The following is a 24,031-nucleotide window of genomic DNA, read 5'->3' as shown; positions in this document are numbered from 1 at the left end:
ACTTAAGGTATTGTGCTGATAGTACTGCCTTAAAAAAGAACAGACTACTTCACAATAAACGAATCACTTTAAAGGCCTTCAACAGCATAACAATCAGCCTCTTGCTTTTCCAAAATTTCTTTTTCCTTCGATAAAGAATCTACACAAATAGCACCAGCCACAATTTCTGCCAAATCGAAGACCTTTAATTTCCTGCCAGCAGCAAAAGTCTTTTTGCATTTGGGACAAGCAGTAACCAATATATCCGGAGAAAACCCTTCATAGGTAACAAGGGCCTGATCGCGCAACAATTTTCTTTTATCTTCACTAATTTTCAAATTCCCAAGACTTCCCCCACAACAAAAAGCATATTCCTTTTCATCTTTCATGTGGACAACTTCCCCAATACGCCCCAACAATTTGCGTGGAGTCTCATACATCCCCATACCACGTCCCAATTCACATGGATCGTGATAGACCATCCTTTGGTTACTGGTGTCGACAGAAAGTTTTCCAGAATGGATTAAATCGTAAATATATTGCGCGTGAAAAACGACTTCCACATCCGGCAACTTATAATCCTCCTTAAATACCTTGTAACAAATAGGGCATGAAACAACCAACGTATGAGCGCCAGAGTCCAGAATCATCCTGCTGTTGTTTTCTATTAACTTCCTGGCAGCTTCGTATTGTCCGGCAAGCATCAGTGGTCGCCCACAACAGGGGGCTTTTACTTCATCCATAAACCAGACATCCTCTTCTGCTGTAGCGAATATCTTTTTCATGGAAGAAATAACCCGCGGCGTGAGGTGAGTCATACAGCCCGCAAAATAAACCACATCAGCCTTCGTAGCGACTTCCTGAATCAGATAATCGTACGATGAATTATATTCCCGAGTAGATTCAATACGCTGAACGGTTCTCAATTCAATCGTTTCAATTCCCACCGGACAATCTACCTGGCATCTTCCACACATCAGACAGTTAAAGAGCTTCTCGTCGCTCAGGTTTTTATTCCGGATATTTTTTAACAAATAAACCGACTGGGAATCATCAATTCCTGCTACTGAAAGCTGACATTTATCCAGACAAATACCGCAGCGGGAACAGGAAAAAACCTGTACATCAGTATAGGAATCGTTTTGCTTCTTCAGCCTGATGCCCGCAACACGAAGAAAAATAAAAACTACCTCGGTGGGGATGTGCATATACCGGCTATTGGGCAAAGCAACAAAAAAGAACCCAAGCGACAGTGAATAAGCCATCCACAAAGGGTAATAGAAGATTGCAGGATTTCCGATAAAGTCAATTGCCGCCCCCACCCCTGAGGTCAAAAATCCACCGTTGTGGTAAACAGCGGCTGATGTGCTCTCGGCCAAAAGACGCAAGGGAAATATCAACCAAAGGGACGTCAATGCAATCTTATCACCCGATTTTAAATGAGTGGTTCGTCTGAGCCCAAACAATTTCTTTCTGAAGCGTTTTACGATGGCAAACATTAAGCCCGACAACACAAAAAGCAATAGAAAATCCATTAAAAAAGAAAACAATCCGGAAAGGAAAAATTCATCGAAACCTTCGTAATACCTAAAAAACACAGCCTTATGAAAGGGGACAAACAAAGAATGTTCTGCAATCATAGTTTCCAAATGCCCTACGACAATAAGAAGAAACCAGCCAAAGGCCAGACTCATGTGCATATAGCCTAAAACCGGATTTTTGCGAAATATCTTTCTGTGCAACAATGCTTCCATAAACGTCTCTTTTATGGATTGAAACAAGCGCCTGCTTCTAATCGACTTAAAAAGACGAATCTTATCAAACTTAGAAAGACCCACAATCCATTTAATGCATCGGAAAGTCAATACCACAAAAAGATAGCCTATCCCAATAAGAAAAGGTATGCTGATAATATTTTCCACTGGTTCTATAATGTTTTTTCAGTTTCAAGTTGGGCAATGCCTTTTTTAATCAACAACACTACATTGCGAATATTGATATCGCGCGGACAAACAAGCGTGCACTTTCCGCAAAACATACATTTCTGGACTTCGTCGGACAGGTCGTTTATATTGCCACGTCTGAGAGAAAGTCCTATTTTCCGAACATTGAAACTCGTGAGATTTCCTGCACTACATGTAGCCGTACATCCCCCACATGATATACACGTCAAAAAAGACTGTTCTCTTTCAAGCACATAAGTCAAAATCCGGTCGTCAAATTGTTCTATTTCAATCTGTCGTGATTTTGGCTGCAAAAAATCAAATTGGCTCATCTCTCCTGTACTTTTAATGATTTATCGACTAACATTGCAGCCGACCGGGCACTTTCGAGACTTTCATTTACGGACATAGGACAAATGCAGCTTCCGGCCAGAAAAACCCCGGACTGCGTACTACTATTCCGATGATTATAAATATTCTTCGATTTAAAAAACCGGTTTTCATCAAGTTCCAAAGCATTATCCCGGCACAGATCCTCGTTTTGTTTGCAGGCCTCCATTCCAATCAACAAGACTACTATATCCGTTTTCATTCTCAAAGGTCGCCCCTGAAGTGTATCTTCGGCTTTTAGCTGAAGTTCTTTACCCTGTCTCTCTGACACTTCAGACAATCGTCCCCGAATAAACTGAATTTTGTGATGTTTTTGAGCCTCCAGATAAAGAGCATCATATTTAGAGCCGTACAAACGCAAATCCATATAAAAATTGAAGACTTCACATTCCGGCCACATCTGAGTAACTTCAATAGCCTGTTTAACGCCGGTAATACAACATACTTTGGAACAATAAGTATTGCCCGTCTTTGCATCACGGGATCCGACACAATGAATAAAAGCAACCCGCCGGGGAGCCTTCCCGTCAGCAGTGGTCAGCTTCTCGCCCGACTTATGTACTTTTTCAAAATCAGCCGATGTTATTACATTTTCAAAAACACCGTATCCGTATTCTTCTTTCAGTGTCGCATCAAATAAATTATACCCCGTTGACATTATCACCGCATCTGCATAAACGTCCAGGCTGGAATTATCCGATAATTTAAACCGGCCGTTTTCTTTTTGAACAGAAAAAATATCAGCATTACAAATCACATTCAGGTTCTTATCTGTGGCAACCTTCACGGCATCTAAAACCAGTTGTGAAGATGAAAAATCAGGAAAAAGTTTACTCCATTTATTGAGCATACCTCCCATTCTTTCATTCTTTTCCAAAATCGTGACTTTATACCCGAGTCCTGTCAAAACGGACGCAGCCTCTTGCCCGGCGATACCGCCCCCTATAATGGCAATATGTTTTTTATCAATCATAAATTGCAATCGGTTGTTATAGTTTTTTTCTAACAAAAGTGAGGGCAGACACAACTAAAAAACAACATTTAAATTTACCAATCAGTCTCTTAACACAAAAAATACGAACAACACAGAAATGGATCTTTTTACCCATTTCATATAGCCTAACAATTCTTATATTAATCAATCCAGACACCCAATAAACTCAGGTTTTCCCATAAAATTTCCGTTTGCATCGAGATACTTTTCATCAGGATTATAATCAAACCCAATTTTCTCAAGTAAAGGTTCAACATCAACCTGATGCATTTGCAATCCGATATCCCAGGGATTATAGCCCAGAACCAGAGCAGCCAATTCCTCAGAAGACAAAACGGGAATTCCATTTTTATCACCACTGTATGTTTTCCCTTCAATTTTAGCCAGGGCATACTGCCACTTGTCCAGAAACATGTTGCAACCGGGACAGTTGGTAACTATCATATCCGGGCAATAAGGCTCCATACTTTCAAATTTCTTTTTTGAATTGGAAATGGAATAACTTCGGTTATTTTTCACCAAGTAATGTCTAAATCCAAAGCCGCAACAGTGACGACGCTCCGGATAATCGACTGACTCACCGCCCCAGGCTTCCACAACAGCCGACAAAACCGTATTTTTCTCGGCCCCTCCAACCCCCTTGTCGGGAAAAATCTTTGCATAATGACACCCGATGTGGTCCACGATTCGGAGCGGTTTACCAGTCTGTTTATTGATTAATTTGTATTTGGCAAGCTCAGCAATGTCATGTCTGAACCTATAAATAATATCACACGAATGAGAAATATTCTCCGGAATTTCAAAACACCGTCCGGTGGCATTTTTTAGGTTCTTACGGGCCTTGGCCTCCTCTTCCGGAAATTCTTTCCAGGTTTCAAGTACTTCATGATAGCCTCCATAGGAAGTAATACAGGAAACAGCTGCATTTCTAAAGCCATGCTCAGTCATAAGGGCAAATTGCCGGGCAACCATAGTCTGATAAGTCTCATAAGGCACTATATCAGAATGATAACCTATGCCAGTACAAGATGTGTGGTTCGCATTGTCAATGATGTTTTTACCTAGCTTATTTTTCAGAATATCGAGAAAAACATTCTCGGCTCCGGGAAAAAAATTCTGACGGATGCAACTCCGCAAATAAAAATAGTTGTCATCTGCTATTTCCTTAGTTACATTCACCTGACTATTTTTCATCGTTATCTTCATTGAGTAAAAAATCGGTATATTTTTCCATATCTGGTTGTCCGTTAGCATCTACAAAACCTGATTCTTTGGCATAAGCCCGGCTATATTCAACGATTGAAGTAAAAAGAGTCTGACCACCACTTTCGGCAAAAACGCGTTCCAGTTCATCTAAATTTTCACGCCCAATTTTCCGCATAGCCCCGGGCCCTTCCTTGTCAAGATTAGCCCCTACACGCTCATAGACTGCCTCCTTGTTGTCATATATCCATTTCCAAACATCCCCTTGTTCGGGGTGAGTTTCAGGTACAACTGATGCCGGATAAACGCAATATCCTGTTTCCAGAATGTTAGTGCCAATGGTTTTTAGAATAAGATATTGCTGACGGCCCAGACGACTTTTCACAAATGCCCCGGTCTCTTGGGACACCCTGCGCAAAACACTAATAATCAAACCCGGGCAATTATTTCGCGGACATCTGGGTTTACAAGACATACATTGACCGCACATCCAGATGGTATCACTTTCGATGAGTTTCCGGATTTTCTCCTCATTACCCGATTGCACAGTTACCACAATGCTTCTCGGATCGTACTCGAAATATTCTGCAGCAGGGCATACAGCAGTACAAATTCCACAGCCCATACATGCATTAAGCCCCTCTTTCAGACGAACATCTTCCCTTAATTTTTGCATCATTGTTCTCATAATGCAAATTTGAGTCTTTCAATTGAATGGTAAAACCGTCAAAACACATATTCAACAATACGTTAAAAGACGTAATTTGAAAAAAATCAATGCTTCAGCGAACTTTCTTAAAGGAAAAAACTTATTTTTTCACCAGTTTTTAAGCATTTTATTATTCTCAATAGTCCGTTAAAAAAAGCTTAAACGCAGAGGCGCAATGACGCAAAGCATTTATTATGAGAGAGTTGCTGTTTGCCGCCCTGGTTTTACAACTGATTATTTATCAACTATTTGTAAAAGTATAACGGAGTATTAATTCTAATACCTGTCATTAAACTTGAAGATGCATCTTTTAATACTTACACCATGATTATTCAGACGGCACTTTTATTATCCGTTCTCCTCCAGTTTGGAGCATTCTTCAAAACACTTGGACTCATCAAGAAAACACGTTTTAATGTTTCCTGGATAAGTATTTCCATTGCATTTTTTCTAATGGCCATACGTCGGGGAAACGAATTAATGACTTTTGCTGCAACTCCTGAGCCAACGCGGGTAGATTACTTTAACAGTTGGACAGCTGTTATCATTTCTCTGCTTATGTTTATTGCCTCGTTCTACATCAGACGAATTTTCAACCTTCAGGAAGAAATAGATAAACTGAGAAAACAAAGTGAAGCAAAGGTGTTATCAGCCATTATTAATACAGAGGAAAAAGAGCGGGCTTTATTTTCCAGGGAGCTGCATGATGGACTGGGACCTATTCTCTCTTCAATAAAAATGGCATTCTCAGCTATCGATAAGGAAAACATTGGCCAAAAGAACAAACTAATCGTTAGCAGAACAGAAACTTCTATAGACCATGCTGTTACTGCAGTCAGAGAGATATCTAACAATCTGAGTCCTCATCTGCTGGAAGCTTTTGGCCTCAAAAAGGCCCTTCTCTCATTTTACAATTCCATAGCCGTTTCGCAAAAACCTGTTTTAGAGCTTGAAAAATATTCCATCCCCAAAGAACTTTCAAAAAATACGGAAGTCATAATTTATCGTATTATTTGCGAGCTCATCAACAACACGCTCAAACATGCAAAGGCTTCAAAAATAACTGTTGGAGTTTTTCATCATTTACGAAAACTCGAGATACATTATAGTGACAATGGTTATGGATTTGATCCTGAGACCAAAGCAACCGGAAACGGGTTGGCCAACATCAGCTCAAGAGTAAAGTCGCTCGATGGCAAAGTGAATATTTTCAGTAAAAAAAATAATGGATTCTATATGAAAATTAATATACCACTATGATTCTGTACATTGTAGATGATCACCAGTTGTTCCGAGAAGGTTTGCGGTTTTTGCTTTCAGAATGGGATTTTGTGACCGAAATCCGTGAAGCTGAAAGTGGAGAAACCTTTTTAGAAATGATAAAAGACCAAAAACCTGGAATTGTTCTTATGGATATCGAACTTTCCGGCATTAATGGTATTCAAGCCACCGAAAAGTGCATGCAAAAAAGCCCCGAATGGAAAGTAATAGCACTCTCCATGTACGGAAATGAAAATTATTACACCGGAATGATTGATGCGGGGGCCAGTGGTTTTCTATTGAAAAATTCAAAGCTTGAAGATGTCAAACAAGCAATTATAGAAGTGGCTGAAGGAAATAATTTTTTCTCGGCAGAAATACTATCCGGAATCATCCAGAACATAAATAAAAAACAAAATGGTCCCAGAAACAGCGGCCTTACAGAAAGAGAAATAGAAGTCCTCTTTAATATATGCAAAGGCCTTTCCAATAGCGCAATAGCCGAGCAGCTCAATATAAGCAAAAGAACCATTGACAAACACCGTGAAAATATTTTGGTCAAGACACATTCTTCCAACACAGCACAAATGGTAGTTTACGCCATAAAAAACAAAATATTTGAAATATAAAACTACGCATAAAGACGTATGCGTTTTACGCCTTTATGCGGTTTTTTTGCATACGTTTTTGTGCGAATTTTGCAAGTTCAAATCATAAAACTACCAATCATGCTGATCCCTTTTCTGATTCCTTTCGTAATAGCTATGTTTCTTGCCATCACCATGGGAGGAAGCGGTACTGCTCCTGCTTTTTCGGCAGCATACGGAACGAATCTGATAAAGCAAAGCGCCATTCCCGGGCTTTTCGGGGTGATGGTATTCATTGGGGCAATAGTAGGCGGCAAAAACACTGCTCATACCATAGGCAAGGGATTGTTGGATCCCGAAATGATGACTTTCACCATTGTCTCCGTAATCCTAATCTCCGTAGCGTTTGCTCTTTTAATAGCCAATTTGTTTGGCATACCTCAATCAACAAGTCAGGCCACAGTGTTAGCAGTTATTGCCCCGGCAGTTTACTTCAACTCCCTCAATACCCACAAGCTGGTTTATGATGTTCTTCCTACCTGGTTTATTATGCCTGTATTATCCTTCGGCCTTTCTTTTCTGATAGGTAAATACATCTACAAACCCATTAGGAAAAGAGGATATACCATGTCGAAGAAACTCAACGATCATTATATGTTTAAAGGTGGTATAATCGCTATGTCTATGTATGTGGCTTTCTCGATCGGAACCAACAATGTGGCAAATGCTGCAGGCCCCATAGCCATGATGGCGGTAAATGAACTGAACATAAATGACTCCTATTTTCTGCAGGTGCTTATACTCTCTACTCTCATTGTAGCTCCGAGTTTTGGAATTGGAAGCTCAATTTTTGGCAAAAAAATTCTTCAGAATACGGGAAAAGAAATTGTCCTGTTCGGAAAAGTAGAAGCTGTCATCATTGCTTTCATTTCTGCTTCCTTACTCCTGACTGCCTCTCTTCTGAAAGGTATTCCAACATCTCTGATTCAACTCAATGTGGCGGCAATAATAGGCATTGGTGTAGCAAAGCTCGGATTCAAAAACATATTCCTCAAAACCGAAGTAAATCGTTTTTTCATTATGTGGGTTGTAGCTCCACTAATTGCTTTTTGCATAGCATTTTTGTTAACATGGGGAGCAGATACCTGGGGATTGATCTAATAGTATCTTGTTATATGCCCCCTGCGGCAGCTTGCCATAAAAGACTATCATCAAGAGACATACGTGTTAATACGTAAAACGGATTTAAGTAAAAACACTGTTTTTTGTAGGTCCGTAACCCCCTACTTTTGCTGAAAACAAATTATATTAACTATGAACAATTTCTTTTCAGCAAGAAAAAAATGGTTTTTTTTAGCCATCATTCTGCTTTCTTTGCAGAATATTACTGCACAGCTAACCGTTGACGCTCACTACCGTCCGCGCTTCGAAGTGAGAAACGGATATCGCGAATTAATTCCGGAAAGTTCTATTGCTTCAGTTATTGCATCCCAAAGAATGAGGCTGTCATTTGTTTATGAAACGGATAAACTGAAACTTAAATTTTCCCCGCAGGATGTACGAGTCTGGGGAGATGAAAATCTGTCCAGTTCAACAGGAGTTTACGGAAACAATGCATCACTGGATTTATTTGAAGGATATGTAGAGCTAAAGCCCTCTGAAAAATTAAGCATTTCAGTAGGTCGCCAGACATTGGTTTACGACAACCAAAGACTGTTGGCTGAGCGCAACTGGAACCAAAATGGACTGGCCTACGATGCCTTGGTTTTAAAATGGAAACTTAACCGATGGAACTTGCATGCCGGAACCTCCTGGAATTCTCTCAAAGAAACCACATCAGATAATCTTTATTTGTCCAACCGAATTAAATCCCTAAACTTCTTGTGGCTCGGCTATCAATTTTCTGACAAGTTTGATGTCTCATTTTTGCACATTGCTTCCGGAATAACCGAAACCGATACTACCAACATCTTGAATTTCCGACATACTTCAGGTGCTTACCTCAACTATAACTCAAGTTCATTAAACGCAAAATCAAATGCTTACTTCCAGTACGGAAACAACCGCGAAGGACAAAAAGTAAGTGCTTTTCTTTTTGATGCAGATGTGGCTTTTAAAACCGGCCGTCTTTCTCCGGGGCTTGGCATCAGCTATCTATCGGGCAATGACGATGCCAACGGAAGCACCGACCACTTATTTGATGTTTTGTATGGTGCCCGTCATCGGTTTTTCGGGCACATGGATTACTTCAGAAACATACCTTCACACACCAATGGGGGCGGGCTGACCGACATCTACGGATATCTTAATCTGAAAATTTCGCCTGAAATAAATCTAAAAAATACCGGGCATTTTTTCTCTCTGTCAGAAACTAACCAAAATACGCCAACAGACAGATACCTTGGATATGAAAATGAGTTGGAACTTAAATACAACTTTAATGAATGGGGATCTCTAAAATCGGCATGGCTATTCTACCTGACCACTGATGCTTTTGAGCAATTACAGGGAGTCAGCAATCCGGTTTTTCCCCAGTTTTTGTATGTGAGTCTTACCGTCGATACCAGCATTTTTGAATAATACGTCTTTTTACTTACTTAATATTTAAGTAAAAAGACTGAAGTATTTTATCACGCAATCAAATAATTTTGTCACCAGACTAAATATTGAAATCATGAAAAAAACAGCATTATACAGTCTTACACTATTGCTCCTGCTTTCAGCCTGTGTTTCAAAAAAAGAGAAAGAAAACACCCTCAGCTTTTCAGGAGCTTTCGCACTCTACCCATTGGTTATCAAGTGGGCCGAGGTATATAAAGAAAAAAACCCGGAAGTTCGATTTAACATATCGGCAGGTGGCGCAGGCAAAGGAATGGCGGATGCCCTTGCAGGAACAGTTGATTTGGGAATGTTTTCGCGAGAAATTACCCAGGCTGAGAAAGACAAAGGTGTATGGTGGGTCGGGCTTTGCAAAGATGCAGTTTTTCCCACCATCAGTGCCAAGCATCCGTATCTCGAACAATTAAAACAGCGCGGATTGACCCAAAGCGAATTTAAGGCCATATTTATTGATGGAACCATTACCAACTGGAATGAGATTCTAAAGAATACAGAACCTTTACAGTTACAGGTTTACACACGCTCTGATGCTTGTGGCGCTGCCGGAACCTGGGCCAAATACCTGGGCGGAAAGCAGGAAGACCTGAAAGGAGTAGGGATTCATGGAGATCCGGGCCTTGCCGAAGCTGTGGGCAAAGATGAAACAGGTATCGGATATAACAACACAGCTTTTATCTATGACATCAACACTGGCAAAAAACACCCCGGCATTGAAGTGATTCCCATTGACCTGAATGAAAATGGTCAGATTGACCCCGAAGAAGGCTTTTATGAAGAATTCGACAATGCACTAAAAGCCATTGCCGACAGAGTTTATCCCTCGCCTCCGGCCCGTGAATTGTACTTTGTGGCTAAAGGAAAGCCGGAAAAACAAGCTACTTTAGATTTTATTAAATGGACGCTGACTTCAGGCCAGGATTACGTAAAATCAGCCGGATACGTACCTATTTCAGATACCAAACTAAAGAATTATCTGAAACAGGTCAATTAATTAGTGCTCGTCTATAAAGTCGGAAAAATATCTAACAAGAGCTGTGTCTGTTCATAAAGAACCAGTTGCTTCGCAATTGGTGTTTTATGAACAGACATTAATTAATCAGAGAATACGTGACAATTACCAAAAGCGTAAAAATCCATTATTTTACCCCAAGATCAATTCAATAATGAATAGCAGAGAAATACGATCAAAAATAACCGGTAACTGGATGCTGACAGCTCTGGTACTCATTCTCCTCTTCCCTCTCCTGATAGGAGTAGCGTTGCTGTTCAAGTCTATTCCCCTGCTGAATGCCGATTCAATAGTTAATCTATTGTTCTCCGATAACTGGGCCCCCAATAGCGGAAAGTTTGGTTTCTGGCCATTTATTTTCAGCTCATTATATGTAACGGTTTTGTCATTTATTTTCTCGGCCCCTTTATGCTTACTGGCAGCTATTTATCTTACCGAATTTGCTTCCGCACGCCTTATCCGGATTATGCATCCGGTAATCGACATATTGGCAGGCATTCCCTCTGTGATTTACGGCATGTGGGGAATTCTGGTAATAGTCCCTTTCGTGGGGGACTACCTGGCCCCGGTTTTTGGGTTAAACTCGTCAGGTTATTCCATTTTGGCAGGAGGAATTGTTTTAGCCATTATGTGCATTCCATATATGTTGAATATGCTGATTGAAACTTTCAAATCGGTTCCGTATGGTCTCAAAGAAGCAGGTTTTTCACTGGGAGCTACTCATTGGGAAACCATTAAGCATATTGTCATCAGAAAAAGCAGGCCAGGCATTATTTCGGCTTTCGGGTTGGGCATGGCCAAAGCCTTTGGAGAAACACTGGCGGTAATGATGGTCGTTGGAAATATTGCCCGTATTACCGGAAATCCATTCGAAGCAGGATACCCGCTTCCGGCACTTATTGCCAACAATTACGGCGAAATGCTTTCCATTCCGTTATACGATTCGGCTCTAATGTTTGCTGCACTCGTGCTCTTTGTGGTAGTGTTACTGATCAACCTCGTATTCCGGTACCTGATAATAGCCAGCAATCCGGCAAAAGTATAGAACCAGTCACAAAATTATCCTGTCATGCAGAAACGAAAAACTATAGAAGAAAGAGTATTCAGAATACTTACCGGAGTGGCATGCTATTCTCTGATAGGCATACTCGGCTATATCATTTTCATCATCTTCAATAAAGGGTTCAGTTCCCTTACTCTTGATATGGTAACAAAATTGCCCTCCGGAGGATATTACTATGGCGGCGAAGGAGGGGTATTAAATGCCATTGTTGGTTCTCTCTATATTGCAGGGGGAGCCACACTGATAGCCATTATCCTTGGTGTTCCTGCTGCCCTTTATATCAACTCTCATCTTATCCGCTACAAACGTACTCAAAATACCGTCAGATACATTCTGGATTCGCTATGGGGAGTTCCCTCTATTGTTTACGGTGCTTTTGGATTCACGTTAATGATATGGCTTGGTATGAGCGCTTCGTTACTTGCAGGTATTATAACCGTGGCCTTTTTGATTACGCCTATTGTAATCCGATCTTTTGACGAAGCCCTCAGTACAATACCCATAGGCCTTCAGGAAGCAGCCCTTTCCCTTGGATCCACCAAATCACAAACAGCTTTTAAGGTGCTTCTGAAACAAGGGTTTTCCGGATTGGTTACTGCCATCCTTTTGGCTTTTGGCAGGGCTATTGGTGATGCAGCCTCCGTACTTTTTACTGCCGGATATACCGATCTGATTCCCACTAATCTGGACGAACCTGCCGCCACTTTACCATTGTCCATATTTTTCCAACTCAGCTCTCCCATTCCGGCAGTAAGGGAGCGTGCTTATGCAGCAGCAGCTATACTTACTATAATCATTTTGATTATCAGCATCTCGGCCCGGTATTTTGCCAAGCATTATTCAAAAGAAAACATAAAATAAAGGGAAAATGAACACACTTACAGCAAAAAATACCGACACACTCATGGAACCAAGAGCCATCCGGAAAACAAAACCAGAATCAGCAATATCCATAAAGAACCTGAATGTACATGCGGGAAGTCACCACATCCTTAACAACATCAATCTTGAAATCCCAAAAAACAAAGTTACTGTTTTACTGGGGCCATCCGGCTGTGGGAAAACAACATTGTTGAAATCACTTAACAAACTAACCGATCTATACAAAGAATTAGATGTATCAGGGAGTGTCTTTATAGGAAAGGACGATATTCTTAATTCCAATCACAACATCCCCGCACTAAGACAAAAAATGGGACTGCTTTCACAAAAACCATATCCCCTGCCTGTGTCTATTTTTAAAAATGTAGCTTATGGCCTGAAGCTGAAGGGAGTGAAGGATAAAAAATTAATTGCCTACAACGTTGAACAAAAGCTGAAAGAAGTGGGGTTGTGGGAAGAAGTGAAAGACCGTCTTCACTCATCTGCTGATAGTTTATCCATTGGTCAGCAACAACGTCTTTGTCTGGCCAGGGGATTGGCAGTTAAGCCACAAATTATTCTGGCTGATGAACCTACTTCTGCTCTGGATCCGGTGTCAAGTAAAATCATTGAAGAACGATTCCGAGAACTAAAAAAATATTATACAATTGTGATCGTAACACACATTCTGAGACAAGCGCAGCGCCTGGCCGACAATGTTGTATTTATGCACTACGGAAAAATAATTGAACAGGGAACTCCGGAAGCAGTACTCAAAAACCCACAAAGTTCTCAACTTAAAGAATATCTTGTGGATGGATTTTGACAAACCGTTTTTCACTTCAGAATATCTAGTCTGATCAATTGACTTCGTGGACCTTCACTCCATGATTTTTATGTCATGATATGCCCAATGCCAGGAAATACTGAAAACCCGCAGTCAGATTCAGAAAAGGGAAAAGTGAACAATTTTCAAATCAAATATTTTGAGAACGCTTGTATTTCGCTGGCAGTTGAGCAGGATAATAAATTTATTATGAATTAATCTGGCAAGACCCGGATGATGTCAAAATTGTTCTTATTTCGAAGCCAATTTGATTGCACTGCATAAATATACAACGGATCAGGATCCACTGCTTATCGTTGGTTAATACTTCCATTTATTGGCCAAAGCCACCAGCGACAACATTACCGGAACCTCAACCAATACCCCAACTACGGTAACCAGGGCTGCGGGAGATTGCAACCCAAAAAGAGAAATTGCCACAGCTACTGCAAGTTCAAAAAAGTTACTGGCCCCAATCATAGCTGCAGGAGAACATATCGGATGCGGAAGTTTCATCTTTCTTCCGGCAAACCAGGTAATGAAAAAGATAAAATAGGTCTGAATTACCAATGGCACAGCTGCCAACAGAATGATTAAAGGATTATTTACAATGTTTTGTCCCTGAAAAGCAAACAGCAACACGAGGGTCACCAGAAGTGCTACAATACTAACAGGTTTCAGCTTTGGCAGAAAAACATTTTTAAACCATTCCTGCCCATGGCTTTTCAGAAGAATTTTTTGCGTTAGCACACCTGCTATAAGGGGAACAACCACAAAAATCAACACACTGGCTACCAATGTATCGTAAGGGATGGAAATATTGGTAATTCCCAGAAGTAATCCAACAATAGGCACAAAAGCCACCAGAATAATCAGATCGTTGATAGAAACCTGAACCAGTGTATAATTGGGGTCTCCATTAGTTAGGTAAGACCATACAAACACCATTGCCGTACAGGGGGCTGCCCCAAGAATTATAGCTCCTGCAATATACTCCCCGGCCATTTCCGGTTCTATCCAGGCCTGATAAAGTTGGGAGAAAAACAGCCAGGCAAAAAATGCCATGGTAAAGGGCTTAATAAGCCAGTTTACAACAAGTGTCAGCACCACTCCTTTCGGGCGTTGTCTGATTTTCTTAATGCTGGAAAAATCAACCTGAAGCATCATGGGGTAAATCATCAGCCATATCAGAATGGCAACCGGAATATTGACTTTCGCTATTTCGAGACTGCTGATAACTTCGATGGAATCACCAGCAAAATGGCCAATACCTATTCCACCCAAAATACCCAGGGCAACCCAAATGGCAAGATACTTTTCGAAGAAACCTATTTTTCTTTTTTGTGTACTCATAGTTTTTCTTTTTTAACACCATGACACTCAAAAACAAAGAGTTTATTTAACCTTTCTGATCGTTCTAAAGAAGCAATTGCGTAGCAACTATCTTTCAGTATACAATGTAATGCTGAAGATTCCGCATGCTGACTGCTTAAAGGATTCCAGTTCATCAGCACTGATGTGATTCAGCAGAACTTCATCAGACAAAACAATTTCTTTTTCTTTCTGAACAATAATGCCGGAGAATCCCTGACTTCTGACAATTGAAATGTATTCATCTTTGTTTATGGCTCCTGAAATACAACCGGCATACATCTCAGCATCTTTTTTTAATCCTTTCGGAAGATCTCCAACAATTACCACATCAGAAATTGAAAAATGACCTCCGGGTTTAAGTACCCGGAAAATTTCAGCGAAAGCCTTTTGTTTGTCAGGCACCAGATTCAGGACGCAGTTGCTGATGACAACATCGAATGATGTATCGGGTAATGGGATCTGCTCTATATCTCCCTGAACAAATTCTATGTTCTTAAAACCTGTTTTCTCCAGATTCTCATCGGCTTTAGAAATCATAGCTTCGGTAAAGTCGAGGCCGGTCACTTTTCCGGAATCTCCTGTTTGGGTGCGAGCCACAAAACAATCGTTGCCTGCCCCGCTTCCAAGATCCAACACATGATCGCCCTCTTTTATCTTTGCAAACTCGGTTGGCAATCCGCAGCCCAGACCGAAGTCCGCATCCTTGTTATATCCTTGCTGGGATGAGTAGTCCTCACTGAAAACTGTATAGTCAACAGAAGAGCAGCAACTGTCGCCGCCGCAACATGATTTTTGCCCTTCTGCAATTTGCCCGTATTTATCCTGAACAATGAGTTTTAAATCTTGTGGATTCATAGCTGAGGTTCAATTTCTTCCTTATAAAATTTTTGAAAAGTCTCTTTTATCTCATCACGAACACGAATAAATTCGCTCCAGATAAATTCATCGGTCCCCGTGGCGTGAGAAGGATCATCAAAGCCCATGTGCAGCCGATGCTCAACTTTACCCATAAACACGGGGCAGTTTTCGTTGGCTCCACCACAAACAGTAATCACGTAATCCCATTCATCTCCCAAATACTTTTCCACAGGGTCGGAGGTATGGTGACTGATATCTATGCCAATTTCTTTCATGGCTTTTACTGCTTTGGCATTGAGTTTTCCTGATGCCTCAGTTCCGGCAGACCGCACATACAGGTCCTTATTGAAAGACTGCATAAAGCCATGGGCCATTTGGCTACGACAGCTGTTGCCGGTACATAGGATAAGAATTTTCATATTGTCTCTCTTTTTTTTATCAATAGACCGTTAGTTTTATAGAAATTAGAGGTTAGAATACCCATATTACACTGACATTATGAATTTTGTCAAAACATTTCATCCGTATAAAATTTATTAATTAAGGTCGGATGGAACTCGCATGCAAGAATTTATACATGTTCTTTTGAGGCAATCGTTGCCATACTCGTTTCATTGGTGTCCGGTTAAAAAATTGAGATTGCTTCATTACGTTCGTAATGATGGGTTTTAAGAATTTTAAGGATTGGTAGCGGTTGATTTTCGGCTTTGCAGAAAATCAACCACACTTAAGATTGTTCACATCAATCTCTTTAAAAAATGCCTTACCAATTCTTTTCAACTCCCTCACTTTCTCAGGATTCAGACAGTAATTGGTGTGTTTACCATTCACATGCCCCTGAATAAGTCCGGCTTTCTTTAATTCCGTCAAATGTTGATTTACAGTAGTGCGGCTCAACGGCAATTCTTCCGAGATATCTCCGGTAATACACACCTTCGTTTCAGCAAGATAGCGCAATATCTGAAGGCGTGCAGGATGCCCCAATGCTTTAAAAAACAAGGAGGCATCCTGTAAATCGGAATCAAATAATTTGGTTTTTGCGAGTACCATAGATTAATTATTTGACGCAAATATACGTCAAATAATTCAATAGACGTAATTATACGTCACATTTTCATTAAATATTCACCATTTAATTATCAGGAGACTTATCTCCGCTGAGAACAGGGGCATGGGGCTGATTTATGGCTTTGACCATATCGAGATGATGCACAACCTGACACAAATAAAAGCAAACAAACCATTATCCCCAAAAGGAAAAATCGAATAGTAATAGATTGATTCTTAGTACTCATATAACAATAATTATGGCAAAGGACTTCCCACAGCAATATCGCATCTGTGCCAGGGCTGACCATGCGGAGGATTAAGACGTGGTTTCTCGCCCGTCGCGGGAGCAGCAGAAGATGTATTTCGTTGTAAATTCAGACGTTTGGCGTTTTCAACAGTTGGCGCCATAGGATTATTGGCAAGATCGGGAGCAGTGGCTCCGGCCGGCTGGGTGGTTGTTCCGGCGGGGGAGTTGAGAGGAGCCCCCACAGGAATATCACAACGATGATTGGGTTCACCATGAGGAGGATTTAACATTACCTCAGTTTCCTTTTTTGCAGTTTTTGATTCTGAATCCAGCGGGGCTCCCACCGGAATATCGCACCGGTGATTGGGTTCTCCGTGCGGAGGATTGAGCATCACCTCATCGGTGCTTTTTTTGTCCGTAGTTTGTTCAGCTACACCCTCTACATCCATATTTAATTGGGACTCCTCCACCTCTTCAGACTCCTGAGTTACCTTTGAAACATCCGAATTATCCGTCTGATTCGATTCTTGTTTGGCCGTGTTACAGGACAAAAAAATGAAGAAAAAAACTAATAAAAATATTCCTAAAATTGACTTCATAAACAACTTGTTTTTATCACCGCAATTATGATGGTTTTCAAACGAAGAACCGACTAACAATGAAAATGCTTCAAGATTTCATCTTTGCTTCAAAAAATCTTAGTCAGCAACACGCCGGTTTTGAACGATTCTGAACAATTAAGGACTTCTTCATAAAACAAGTTCCATCAGACGTTCATAATCATACTTTTTACTGATGAAACGAGCATGGCAACGGTTGCCTCAAGAGACAACTTATAAGTTCCTGCATCCGAGCTCCATCAGACCTTTATAATTTATTTTTATACTAATGAAACGCAAACACTTCATAAAGGTTCACCCTCTTTCCTTCCGGGAATTATCCATTCAATCAAGAGACAATCCTATGCTCCTAACTTTCAACTTAATAATATTTACACAGAGGATCCACAATAACTGAAGACGACCTAAAACTAATAGATACTACCAAACACAACTCCCGAAATAGTTGCCATCACAACAACCAACAACACGTACACCAACGTTTTTTGTGTTCCCATCACACCGCGAATGACCAACATATTGGGCAATGAAAGTGATGGCCCGGCCAACAACAACGCCAATGCGGGACCTTTCCCCATTCCGGCAGCCATCAGGCCCTGAAGAATAGGTACTTCAGTAAGGGTGGCAAAGTACATGAACGCTCCCACTATGGAGGCAAAGAAGTTAGAAAAAACGGAATTGCCACCAACGAGATTGGTAATCCACTGATTGGGGATAATGCCTGCAAGTGCTGTGTCATCATGTGTGGAGCCCAGCAAAAAACCGGCAGTAACCACGCCAATAGCCAGAAGAGGCATAATCTGTTTGGCAAAATCCCACGCAGAAAGGGTCCATTCCCGATTTTCATCATGTTTTTTATCGATAAGGGTTATGATGCTCAATGCTGCAATACCAACAACCATCGGCACCAATGGCGACGTATTCAGAAACGCTGATCCAGCAGTGGCAATCACCCCAAGGGCAACATACTGCCACTTCAGCTTCAGGATAAAAATGAGCGAAAAAACCAATAACACGGAAAAGAAGGAGGTGATGTACCATTTATTGGCCCATAACCAATAAAAACCGCCACTGGTAACGCCGTCACCGGGTTTCCCCCAGTTGGCAAAAACCAAAATCAATACCAGGGTAAAAAAGTGAAATGCAGTCTGCCACATGGGACGTTCTTCCGGTACATCAGGAAAATTCAATTGTTCTTCCCGTTTTGCTTTTTCCTCTTTGCGATAAATGAGCGACATGGCTGAACCAATAACTACTGCAAATACTACGGCACCAATTACTCGGGCAATTCCCATTTCGATACCGAGAATGCGGGCAGTAAGAATAATCGCCAGAATATTAATGGCAGGGCCACTGTAAAGAAAAGCAACGGCAGGCCCTAAACCTGCACCACGCTTATGAATACTTGAAAAAAGCGGCAGAATTGTGCAACTGCAAACAGCAAGAATGGTGCCCGAAACCGATGCTACCGTGTAAGCCACCCATTTTTTTGCTTTGGCACCGAAATATTTCATCACCGCTCCCTGACTAACGAAGACAGCAATTACCCCGGCTATAAAGAAGGCGGGCAACAAACAAAGTATCACATGTTCCTGCGCATACCATTTGGTCAGGTCGAAGGTAGCCATGATAGCTTCCTGAAAACGTGCACTTTCAAGTGGCATGAAAAAGGCGAAAAGAAATATCGCGATGATCCAGCCTAATATTTTGATTTCTTTTTTGAGTTCCATTTTTTAAATTTTTTAAACCTCAAAATCCCCAAGAAAGCCTTTGGGGTTCTGAGTTGATACGCACGATCGTGCGTCTTTACTAATTATGTGTCGGAGGTTTCCCTTCAAAGTGGACAGAAGATAGCGGAAAAGGTTTTTTGTTTTTGAAACGTTAAACTCAATCTCAGCCTTAACCTCAATCTCTAAATCTTACGTTATTCGTAGTTTTACGAACAAGGTCCATAAAAAAAGGGCGCCTTATTTTACAGCAGTAACAACACCGTATAATACAACCCTACACCAATAAATAAAACCGCTACGACCCGGCGAAACCAGATTTCAAAAGTTTTTAATTTATTATAGGTACTTCCGATCGATCCTACGGAAAATGCAATGAGCCAGGCAAAAACAATAACCGGAATGCCGGTTCCCAAAGCAAAAACAATAGGAAGATAAAGTCCACTTACACTGGAAACAGTCATGGGAATAAGCATCCCGAAATAGAGCACCCCGCTATATGGACAAAAAGCCAGAGCAAAAACAATTCCCAACAGCAAAACACCCCAAAAGCCTTTACCTGATTGATCTTGTAATTTATCGGTAACAGAGCCGAGACCGGGAATATTAATATTAATAAAACCCAACATCATGAGACCTATCAATATCAATATTGGGCCAATCACTTTTTCGCCCCATTCCTGAATGAAACCGGCAAACTCAAACTGACTGGCTCCGAAAAAGAACAACAAACCGATGCCGGTATAGGAAACACTTCGACCAAGGGTATAAATGATTCCGTTAATGAAAACCTGTTTCCGGCTTTCCATATCTTTACTGATGAATCCAATTGCAGTTATATTGGTCGCCAGAGGACAAGGACTAATGGCAGTCATCAGCCCGAGCAAAAATGCAGTAAGCAACGGAAGTTCCGTATTTTCAAGGAGATTTTGTAGCAATTCCATGAAAATCCTTCTTTAGAGAGATTCAACCGTTTCCACAATTTTGCTTTTAAGCTTTTCCGGATTGGTTCGCGCATTCATAAAAGCAACATTGGTGAGATTTTCTGCCTTATCCCCTTTAATTACAAGCAAAGTCTGTCCACTTACATTGTGCTTTTTAATCAATGGATGCCCCTTCTCCTCTTCACGATTGACGGAATGAAAAGAAACCGATTCACCATATCTTTCAGCCAAAGCTTCTTTGGTTACCTCTTCTACCGCCTGACAGGTGGCGCATCGTCGGGTAGCATGGAAATAATACACTTCTACATCGGTTGTTTCGGCAACGACTTCTGCCTGATTTTGGCTGTTATCGCTATTTTGTGCAGTTGAATTGCAACATTGTGCTGTTACCGAAACAATGGCCAGCAAAATAAAAAAAGCAAATGAACTGATTTTCTTTTTCATAGTAGATAGAATTTTGGCCTGAATTAACTTAACATTTTTTTCAAAGCATCGTACGAAGGAAGACTCCCCTTAACAAGAACTTTTCCATCGACCACCAAAGCCGGGGTTTTGGCAACATTGTACTGCATGATATCCATGATATCCTCCACTTTTGTAACGGTGGCATCGATGCCTAATTCTTCCACGGCATCGCGGGTAAGTTTTTCAAGGGTTTTGCACTTTGGACAACCCGTTCCCAATACTTTAATATCCATAACTTCTCTTGTATTTAACTGTTAGTAGTTCGTTGTTCGCAAAATCACGAACAAAAGTATAAAAATTTTAGAGCGACCAAAAATTTTTAAATATCTTTTTTGCTTCTTCCCAATTCTCCTTGTTGACACAGTACTTAATCCTGGGCGTTTCAATTTCTCCCTGAATAAGACCGCTATCTCTAAGTTCTTTAAGGTGCTGAGAAAGGGTGGATTTAGCAATGGAAAGATCCTGCGAAAGGTCACCACTGTAGCAACAGGATTGATTGGCCAGCAACTGCATAATATAGACTCTTACGGGGTGGCCTAAAGCTTTAGCGTAACGAGCCATCCGCTTTTGAGTTTCAGTGGGAATAACCAATAAGGAATCCGGATTTATCTTTTCAGACATAACAGTATTTTATTTTGTTGCAGCAAAAATAAGAGATTTTTTGAAGACAGCAGTTTACACAAAAATTGAATTCGTTGACCAATCGTCCGTCAATAAAAGCATTAACACAGAAACGCAAAAATCTTATCATCAAAGAGTCTCAACAACACTCTGTAAACCATAAAGAACCCTCAAAAAAGAGACTTAAATTTATAGTGGATTGCTGATGCTTAGAGATTGCTTCGGGTGTTGCCCTAGCAATGGACAGATTAGGTGCGGCGGATTCTTTGGCAAGCAAAGCAGCAAGGCTGAGCGCCGATCCGCCGCACCTGCTCAACGAATAACCTTTCCTGGAGTTTTAACATTGAGCATCTCAACTTGTCATATTTCTATTATACCCCCAGAAAACTACAACAAATTATAATTCAGAGATTATGAATACAAAAAAATGGTCCTCTGTTACTAAATAGCAAAAGAGGACCAAAAACATTAAATAAAAAAAATTTAATCCAATTTTGAGAAATGAACCGCCTGCCCTCCTCCTGCAGCCAATTGCAGATTGATGGACATTCCGGCAGTTACCTCCTTTTCTTCGATGCGTATATCCAGAGGATTATCTTTGTAGTGAGCTTCCGCGCCATCTCTGTAAATAACCGCTTTGTATTTGGCTTCCGGATCAAGAAAGTCAAGCCCAACGGTCAAGGATCGTTCCTGCTCATCCGTGATGCTGCCCAAAAACCAGTCTTCAGAATTGCGGTCCTGTCTGGCAATGGTTACAAACTCACCAATCTTACCGTTCAACACTTTCGTATCTTCCCAATCAACGGGAACATCCCGAATAAACTGAAATGCGGGCTGTCCTTCATAGTTTTCAGGCAAATCAGCCGCCATTTGTAATGGACTGTAGATCACCACATACAAGGCCAGCTGCTTGGCCAGTGTAGTATTAACCTGGTTGTTGGGATTTTCGGGAAGTGCAATATTAAAAATACCGGGGGTAAAATCCATCGGGCCACCCAGCAAACGAGTAAAGGGCAGAATCGTCTCATGTTCGGGAGGATTTCCGCCATCAGGCCCCCAGGCATTGAATTCCATACCACGGGAACCTTCACGCGTCATCATATTTGGATAAGTACGACGAATTCCGGTGGCTTTGATGGGCTCGTGCACATCGAGCATGATGTGATGCTTTGCAGCTGTTTCCACCGCCTTTCGGTAGTGACGTACCCCAAACTGACTATGGTGCCACTCCTTGCTGTTCATCCCGCGGGGGTTAACATATCCGGTTTTGATATAATTGACGTCATATTTTTCATAAAAAGCATAGGCATCCTCCATTTGTGCTTCATAATTCTCCACGGCGCCACCGGTTTCATGATGACCTACCAGCTCAACGCCCCTGGATGATGCATAATCGGTAATCTCTTCGATGTCAAAATCAGGATAGGGAGTGCTAAAATCGAACCCGTTTCCATCGTTCCACCAATCTGTATCCCAGCCAAGGTTCCACCCCTCAACTAAAACACCACTAAGATTATTCTCCGCAGCAAAATCAATGTATTTCTTCACATTTTTGGTTGTAGCACCATGATTGGGCCCCTGTCCCCAGGTACTTTTATTGATGTGCATCTCCCACCAAACTCCCACATATTTAGCAGGTTTAATCCACGATACATCTTCCAGACGATTAGGCTCATTCAAGTTCAGGATCATATAAGAATCAATCAGATCTCCGGGAGTTTTACCAATCTGAATGGTCCGCCAGGGAGTTGAGAATGGTGCTTCGGCATAAACCTTCACTCCATCAGACCAGGGTACGAGATCGCATTTAAGCTTGTTATTTCCATTGTGAAAAAGGGTCATGGAAGCATAATCGGTAAGTGCCGCTTCATGAACAGAAATGTACAAATCTTTTCCGGCTTCCATTGTAAGTGGCGTATGCATGGTATCAGCCACTTCCTGCAGGCGACTTTTGCTGTAAAGATATTCGTAACGATCGGGACGATAGGCAGGTTGCCACCAGACATCATGATTGGCGGTAAGATTAAACTCCGTGAGCTCATCCATAATTTTAAACTCTCTCAGGCCTTCCTGCTCCGGAAAAACATACCGAAAAGCCACTCCGTCATCAAAAACCCTGAAAACAATGTCCAGCTTTTTCGCCCCTGATTTTTTGGATGAAAGATGAACCACCAACTCGTTGTATTCATTGAGAATTTCACGTTTCTCGCCCCATGGTTGCTCCCATGTTTCAGAAAAAGAACTGGCATCTAAACCATCAATCTTAAAATCACCGGCAAAACCGACCATTTCATTAAGGATGAATCCAAGTTTAGAATTGGCAATCACGGAATTACCATTGCGGGATACCGCATAAAAGGCACTATCGTTCTTCAGACTAAAAGTCAAAGAAATTTGACCATCAGGAGAAGCAACTTCTTCTGAGTTTTGAGACCCGTAACTACACCCCGAAATTAACAAAGAAAGGATTAATAATAAGGCAAGAAGGACCTGTTGCCCATGTTCAAAAGTTTTTTTCATGATATTTTTACATTGGTGTCCGGTTAAAAAAATGAGATTGCTTCACTACGCTCGCAGATGACGAGCTTTGCAGGACATTGAGGGTTGGTAGGGGTTGATTTTCGGCAAAACCGGAAATCAACCCCTACCAACCTTGCTAAACTCTTTAAAACGGAGTCATTG

Annotated in this window: 24 protein-coding genes; 8 read left to right on the top strand and 16 right to left on the bottom strand. The window is 41.2% G+C overall.

Annotated features, from left to right (window positions below; translation table 11 throughout):
* Positions 1-68: 68 nt before the first annotated feature.
* The 5 genes from BY457_RS10815 to BY457_RS10795 form a co-directional block, all read right to left on the bottom strand.
* Entirely contained in the window at positions 69-1,901 is a 1,833-nt protein-coding gene (locus BY457_RS10815) for a (Fe-S)-binding protein (RefSeq protein WP_146130968.1), read from the bottom strand.
* A gap of 5 nt (positions 1,902-1,906) precedes the next feature.
* Complete coding sequence (locus BY457_RS19360; RefSeq protein WP_106153345.1) at positions 1,907-2,254, bottom strand: 4Fe-4S dicluster domain-containing protein; 348 nt, start codon at positions 2,252-2,254, stop codon at positions 1,907-1,909.
* Positions 2,251-3,285 carry an FAD-dependent oxidoreductase gene (locus BY457_RS10805; RefSeq protein ID WP_106153344.1) on the bottom strand — a complete coding sequence of 345 codons (1,035 nt, stop codon included), beginning with the start codon at positions 3,283-3,285 and terminating at the stop codon, positions 2,251-2,253. Before BY457_RS10805 ends, BY457_RS19360 begins: the two co-directional genes overlap by 4 nt.
* 165 nt (positions 3,286-3,450) lie before the next feature.
* Entirely contained in the window at positions 3,451-4,500 is a 1,050-nt protein-coding gene (locus BY457_RS10800; RefSeq protein ID WP_219885156.1) for a heterodisulfide reductase-related iron-sulfur binding cluster, read from the bottom strand.
* Positions 4,490-5,197: a 4Fe-4S dicluster domain-containing protein gene (locus tag BY457_RS10795; RefSeq protein WP_106153342.1), complete on the bottom strand. Its 708-nt coding sequence runs from the start codon at positions 5,195-5,197 to the stop codon at positions 4,490-4,492. The genes BY457_RS10800 and BY457_RS10795 overlap by 11 nt, the downstream gene beginning before the upstream one ends.
* Positions 5,198-5,542: 345 nt before the next feature.
* Between BY457_RS10795 and BY457_RS10790 the strand changes: the two genes are divergently transcribed.
* The 8 genes from BY457_RS10790 to BY457_RS10755 all read left to right on the top strand — a co-directional run bounded on the left by BY457_RS10790 (position 5,543) and on the right by BY457_RS10755 (position 13,443).
* Positions 5,543-6,478 carry a sensor histidine kinase gene (locus BY457_RS10790; protein WP_106153341.1) on the top strand — a complete coding sequence of 312 codons (936 nt, stop codon included), beginning with the start codon at positions 5,543-5,545 and terminating at the stop codon, positions 6,476-6,478.
* Complete coding sequence (locus BY457_RS10785; RefSeq protein ID WP_106153340.1) at positions 6,475-7,107, top strand: response regulator; 633 nt, start codon at positions 6,475-6,477, stop codon at positions 7,105-7,107. The genes BY457_RS10790 and BY457_RS10785 overlap by 4 nt, the downstream gene beginning before the upstream one ends.
* A gap of 99 nt (positions 7,108-7,206) precedes the next feature.
* Positions 7,207-8,226: an inorganic phosphate transporter gene (locus BY457_RS10780; RefSeq protein ID WP_106153339.1), complete on the top strand. Its 1,020-nt coding sequence runs from the start codon at positions 7,207-7,209 to the stop codon at positions 8,224-8,226.
* Positions 8,227-8,379: 153 nt separating this feature from the next.
* The gene (locus tag BY457_RS10775; protein ID WP_106153338.1) at positions 8,380-9,645 is read left to right on the top strand and encodes an alginate export family protein; all 1,266 of its coding nucleotides are present in this window, start codon (positions 8,380-8,382) and stop codon (positions 9,643-9,645) included.
* Positions 9,646-9,739: 94 nt separating this feature from the next.
* Positions 9,740-10,675, top strand: coding sequence for a PstS family phosphate ABC transporter substrate-binding protein (locus BY457_RS10770; protein WP_106153337.1), 936 nt, complete (start codon positions 9,740-9,742; stop codon positions 10,673-10,675).
* Between the two features lie 172 nt (positions 10,676-10,847).
* The gene (gene pstC, locus BY457_RS10765) at positions 10,848-11,738 is read left to right on the top strand and encodes a phosphate ABC transporter permease subunit PstC (protein ID WP_258176695.1); all 891 of its coding nucleotides are present in this window, start codon (positions 10,848-10,850) and stop codon (positions 11,736-11,738) included.
* Positions 11,739-11,762: 24 nt separating this feature from the next.
* Positions 11,763-12,617 (top strand): phosphate ABC transporter permease PstA, encoded by an 855-nt coding sequence (gene pstA, locus BY457_RS10760; RefSeq protein ID WP_106153336.1) that lies wholly within the window; start codon positions 11,763-11,765, stop codon positions 12,615-12,617.
* Positions 12,618-12,624: 7 nt separating this feature from the next.
* Positions 12,625-13,443 (top strand): phosphate ABC transporter ATP-binding protein, encoded by an 819-nt coding sequence (locus BY457_RS10755; RefSeq protein ID WP_106153335.1) that lies wholly within the window; start codon positions 12,625-12,627, stop codon positions 13,441-13,443.
* 321 nt (positions 13,444-13,764) lie between these two features.
* Here BY457_RS10755 and arsB read toward each other — a convergent pair whose 3' ends face one another.
* The 11 genes from arsB to BY457_RS10700 form a co-directional block, all read right to left on the bottom strand.
* The gene (arsB, locus tag BY457_RS10750; RefSeq protein ID WP_106153334.1) at positions 13,765-14,796 is read right to left on the bottom strand and encodes an ACR3 family arsenite efflux transporter; all 1,032 of its coding nucleotides are present in this window, start codon (positions 14,794-14,796) and stop codon (positions 13,765-13,767) included.
* A gap of 87 nt (positions 14,797-14,883) precedes the next feature.
* Entirely contained in the window at positions 14,884-15,672 is a 789-nt protein-coding gene (locus tag BY457_RS10745; protein ID WP_106153333.1) for an arsenite methyltransferase, read from the bottom strand.
* The gene (locus BY457_RS10740) at positions 15,669-16,094 is read right to left on the bottom strand and encodes an arsenate reductase ArsC (protein WP_106153332.1); all 426 of its coding nucleotides are present in this window, start codon (positions 16,092-16,094) and stop codon (positions 15,669-15,671) included. Before BY457_RS10740 ends, BY457_RS10745 begins: the two co-directional genes overlap by 4 nt.
* 298 nt (positions 16,095-16,392) lie before the next feature.
* On the bottom strand, positions 16,393-16,725 hold the full coding sequence (locus BY457_RS10735; RefSeq protein ID WP_106153331.1) for an ArsR/SmtB family transcription factor: 333 nt from the start codon (positions 16,723-16,725) through the stop codon (positions 16,393-16,395).
* 255 nt (positions 16,726-16,980) lie between these two features.
* Positions 16,981-17,571 (bottom strand): hypothetical protein, encoded by a 591-nt coding sequence (locus BY457_RS10730; protein ID WP_106153330.1) that lies wholly within the window; start codon positions 17,569-17,571, stop codon positions 16,981-16,983.
* A 431-nt stretch (positions 17,572-18,002) separates the two neighbouring features.
* Entirely contained in the window at positions 18,003-19,322 is a 1,320-nt protein-coding gene (locus BY457_RS10725) for a permease (protein ID WP_106153329.1), read from the bottom strand.
* A gap of 242 nt (positions 19,323-19,564) precedes the next feature.
* Positions 19,565-20,263, bottom strand: a complete 699-nt coding sequence (locus tag BY457_RS10720) for an aromatic aminobenezylarsenical efflux permease ArsG family transporter (protein ID WP_106153328.1) — start codon at positions 20,261-20,263, stop codon at positions 19,565-19,567.
* A 12-nt stretch (positions 20,264-20,275) separates the two neighbouring features.
* On the bottom strand, positions 20,276-20,707 hold the full coding sequence (locus BY457_RS10715) for a nitrophenyl compound nitroreductase subunit ArsF family protein (RefSeq protein WP_106153327.1): 432 nt from the start codon (positions 20,705-20,707) through the stop codon (positions 20,276-20,278).
* Positions 20,708-20,730: 23 nt separating this feature from the next.
* A complete protein-coding gene (locus tag BY457_RS10710; protein WP_106153326.1) occupies positions 20,731-20,961 on the bottom strand; it encodes a thioredoxin family protein in 231 nt (76 codons plus the stop codon).
* 67 nt (positions 20,962-21,028) lie between these two features.
* Entirely contained in the window at positions 21,029-21,349 is a 321-nt protein-coding gene (locus BY457_RS10705) for an ArsR/SmtB family transcription factor (RefSeq protein ID WP_106153325.1), read from the bottom strand.
* A 483-nt stretch (positions 21,350-21,832) separates the two neighbouring features.
* The gene (locus tag BY457_RS10700; RefSeq protein WP_106153324.1) at positions 21,833-23,869 is read right to left on the bottom strand and encodes a glycoside hydrolase family 97 protein; all 2,037 of its coding nucleotides are present in this window, start codon (positions 23,867-23,869) and stop codon (positions 21,833-21,835) included.
* Between the last annotated feature and the right edge of the window lie 162 nt (positions 23,870-24,031).

It is taken from the genome of Marinilabilia salmonicolor (genome assembly GCF_003003035.1).
GTDB lineage: Bacteria > Bacteroidota > Bacteroidia > Bacteroidales > Marinilabiliaceae > Marinilabilia > Marinilabilia salmonicolor_A.
Note: the sequence above shows the minus strand (reverse complement) of the source record. Positions and strands in the feature narration are given on the sequence as shown.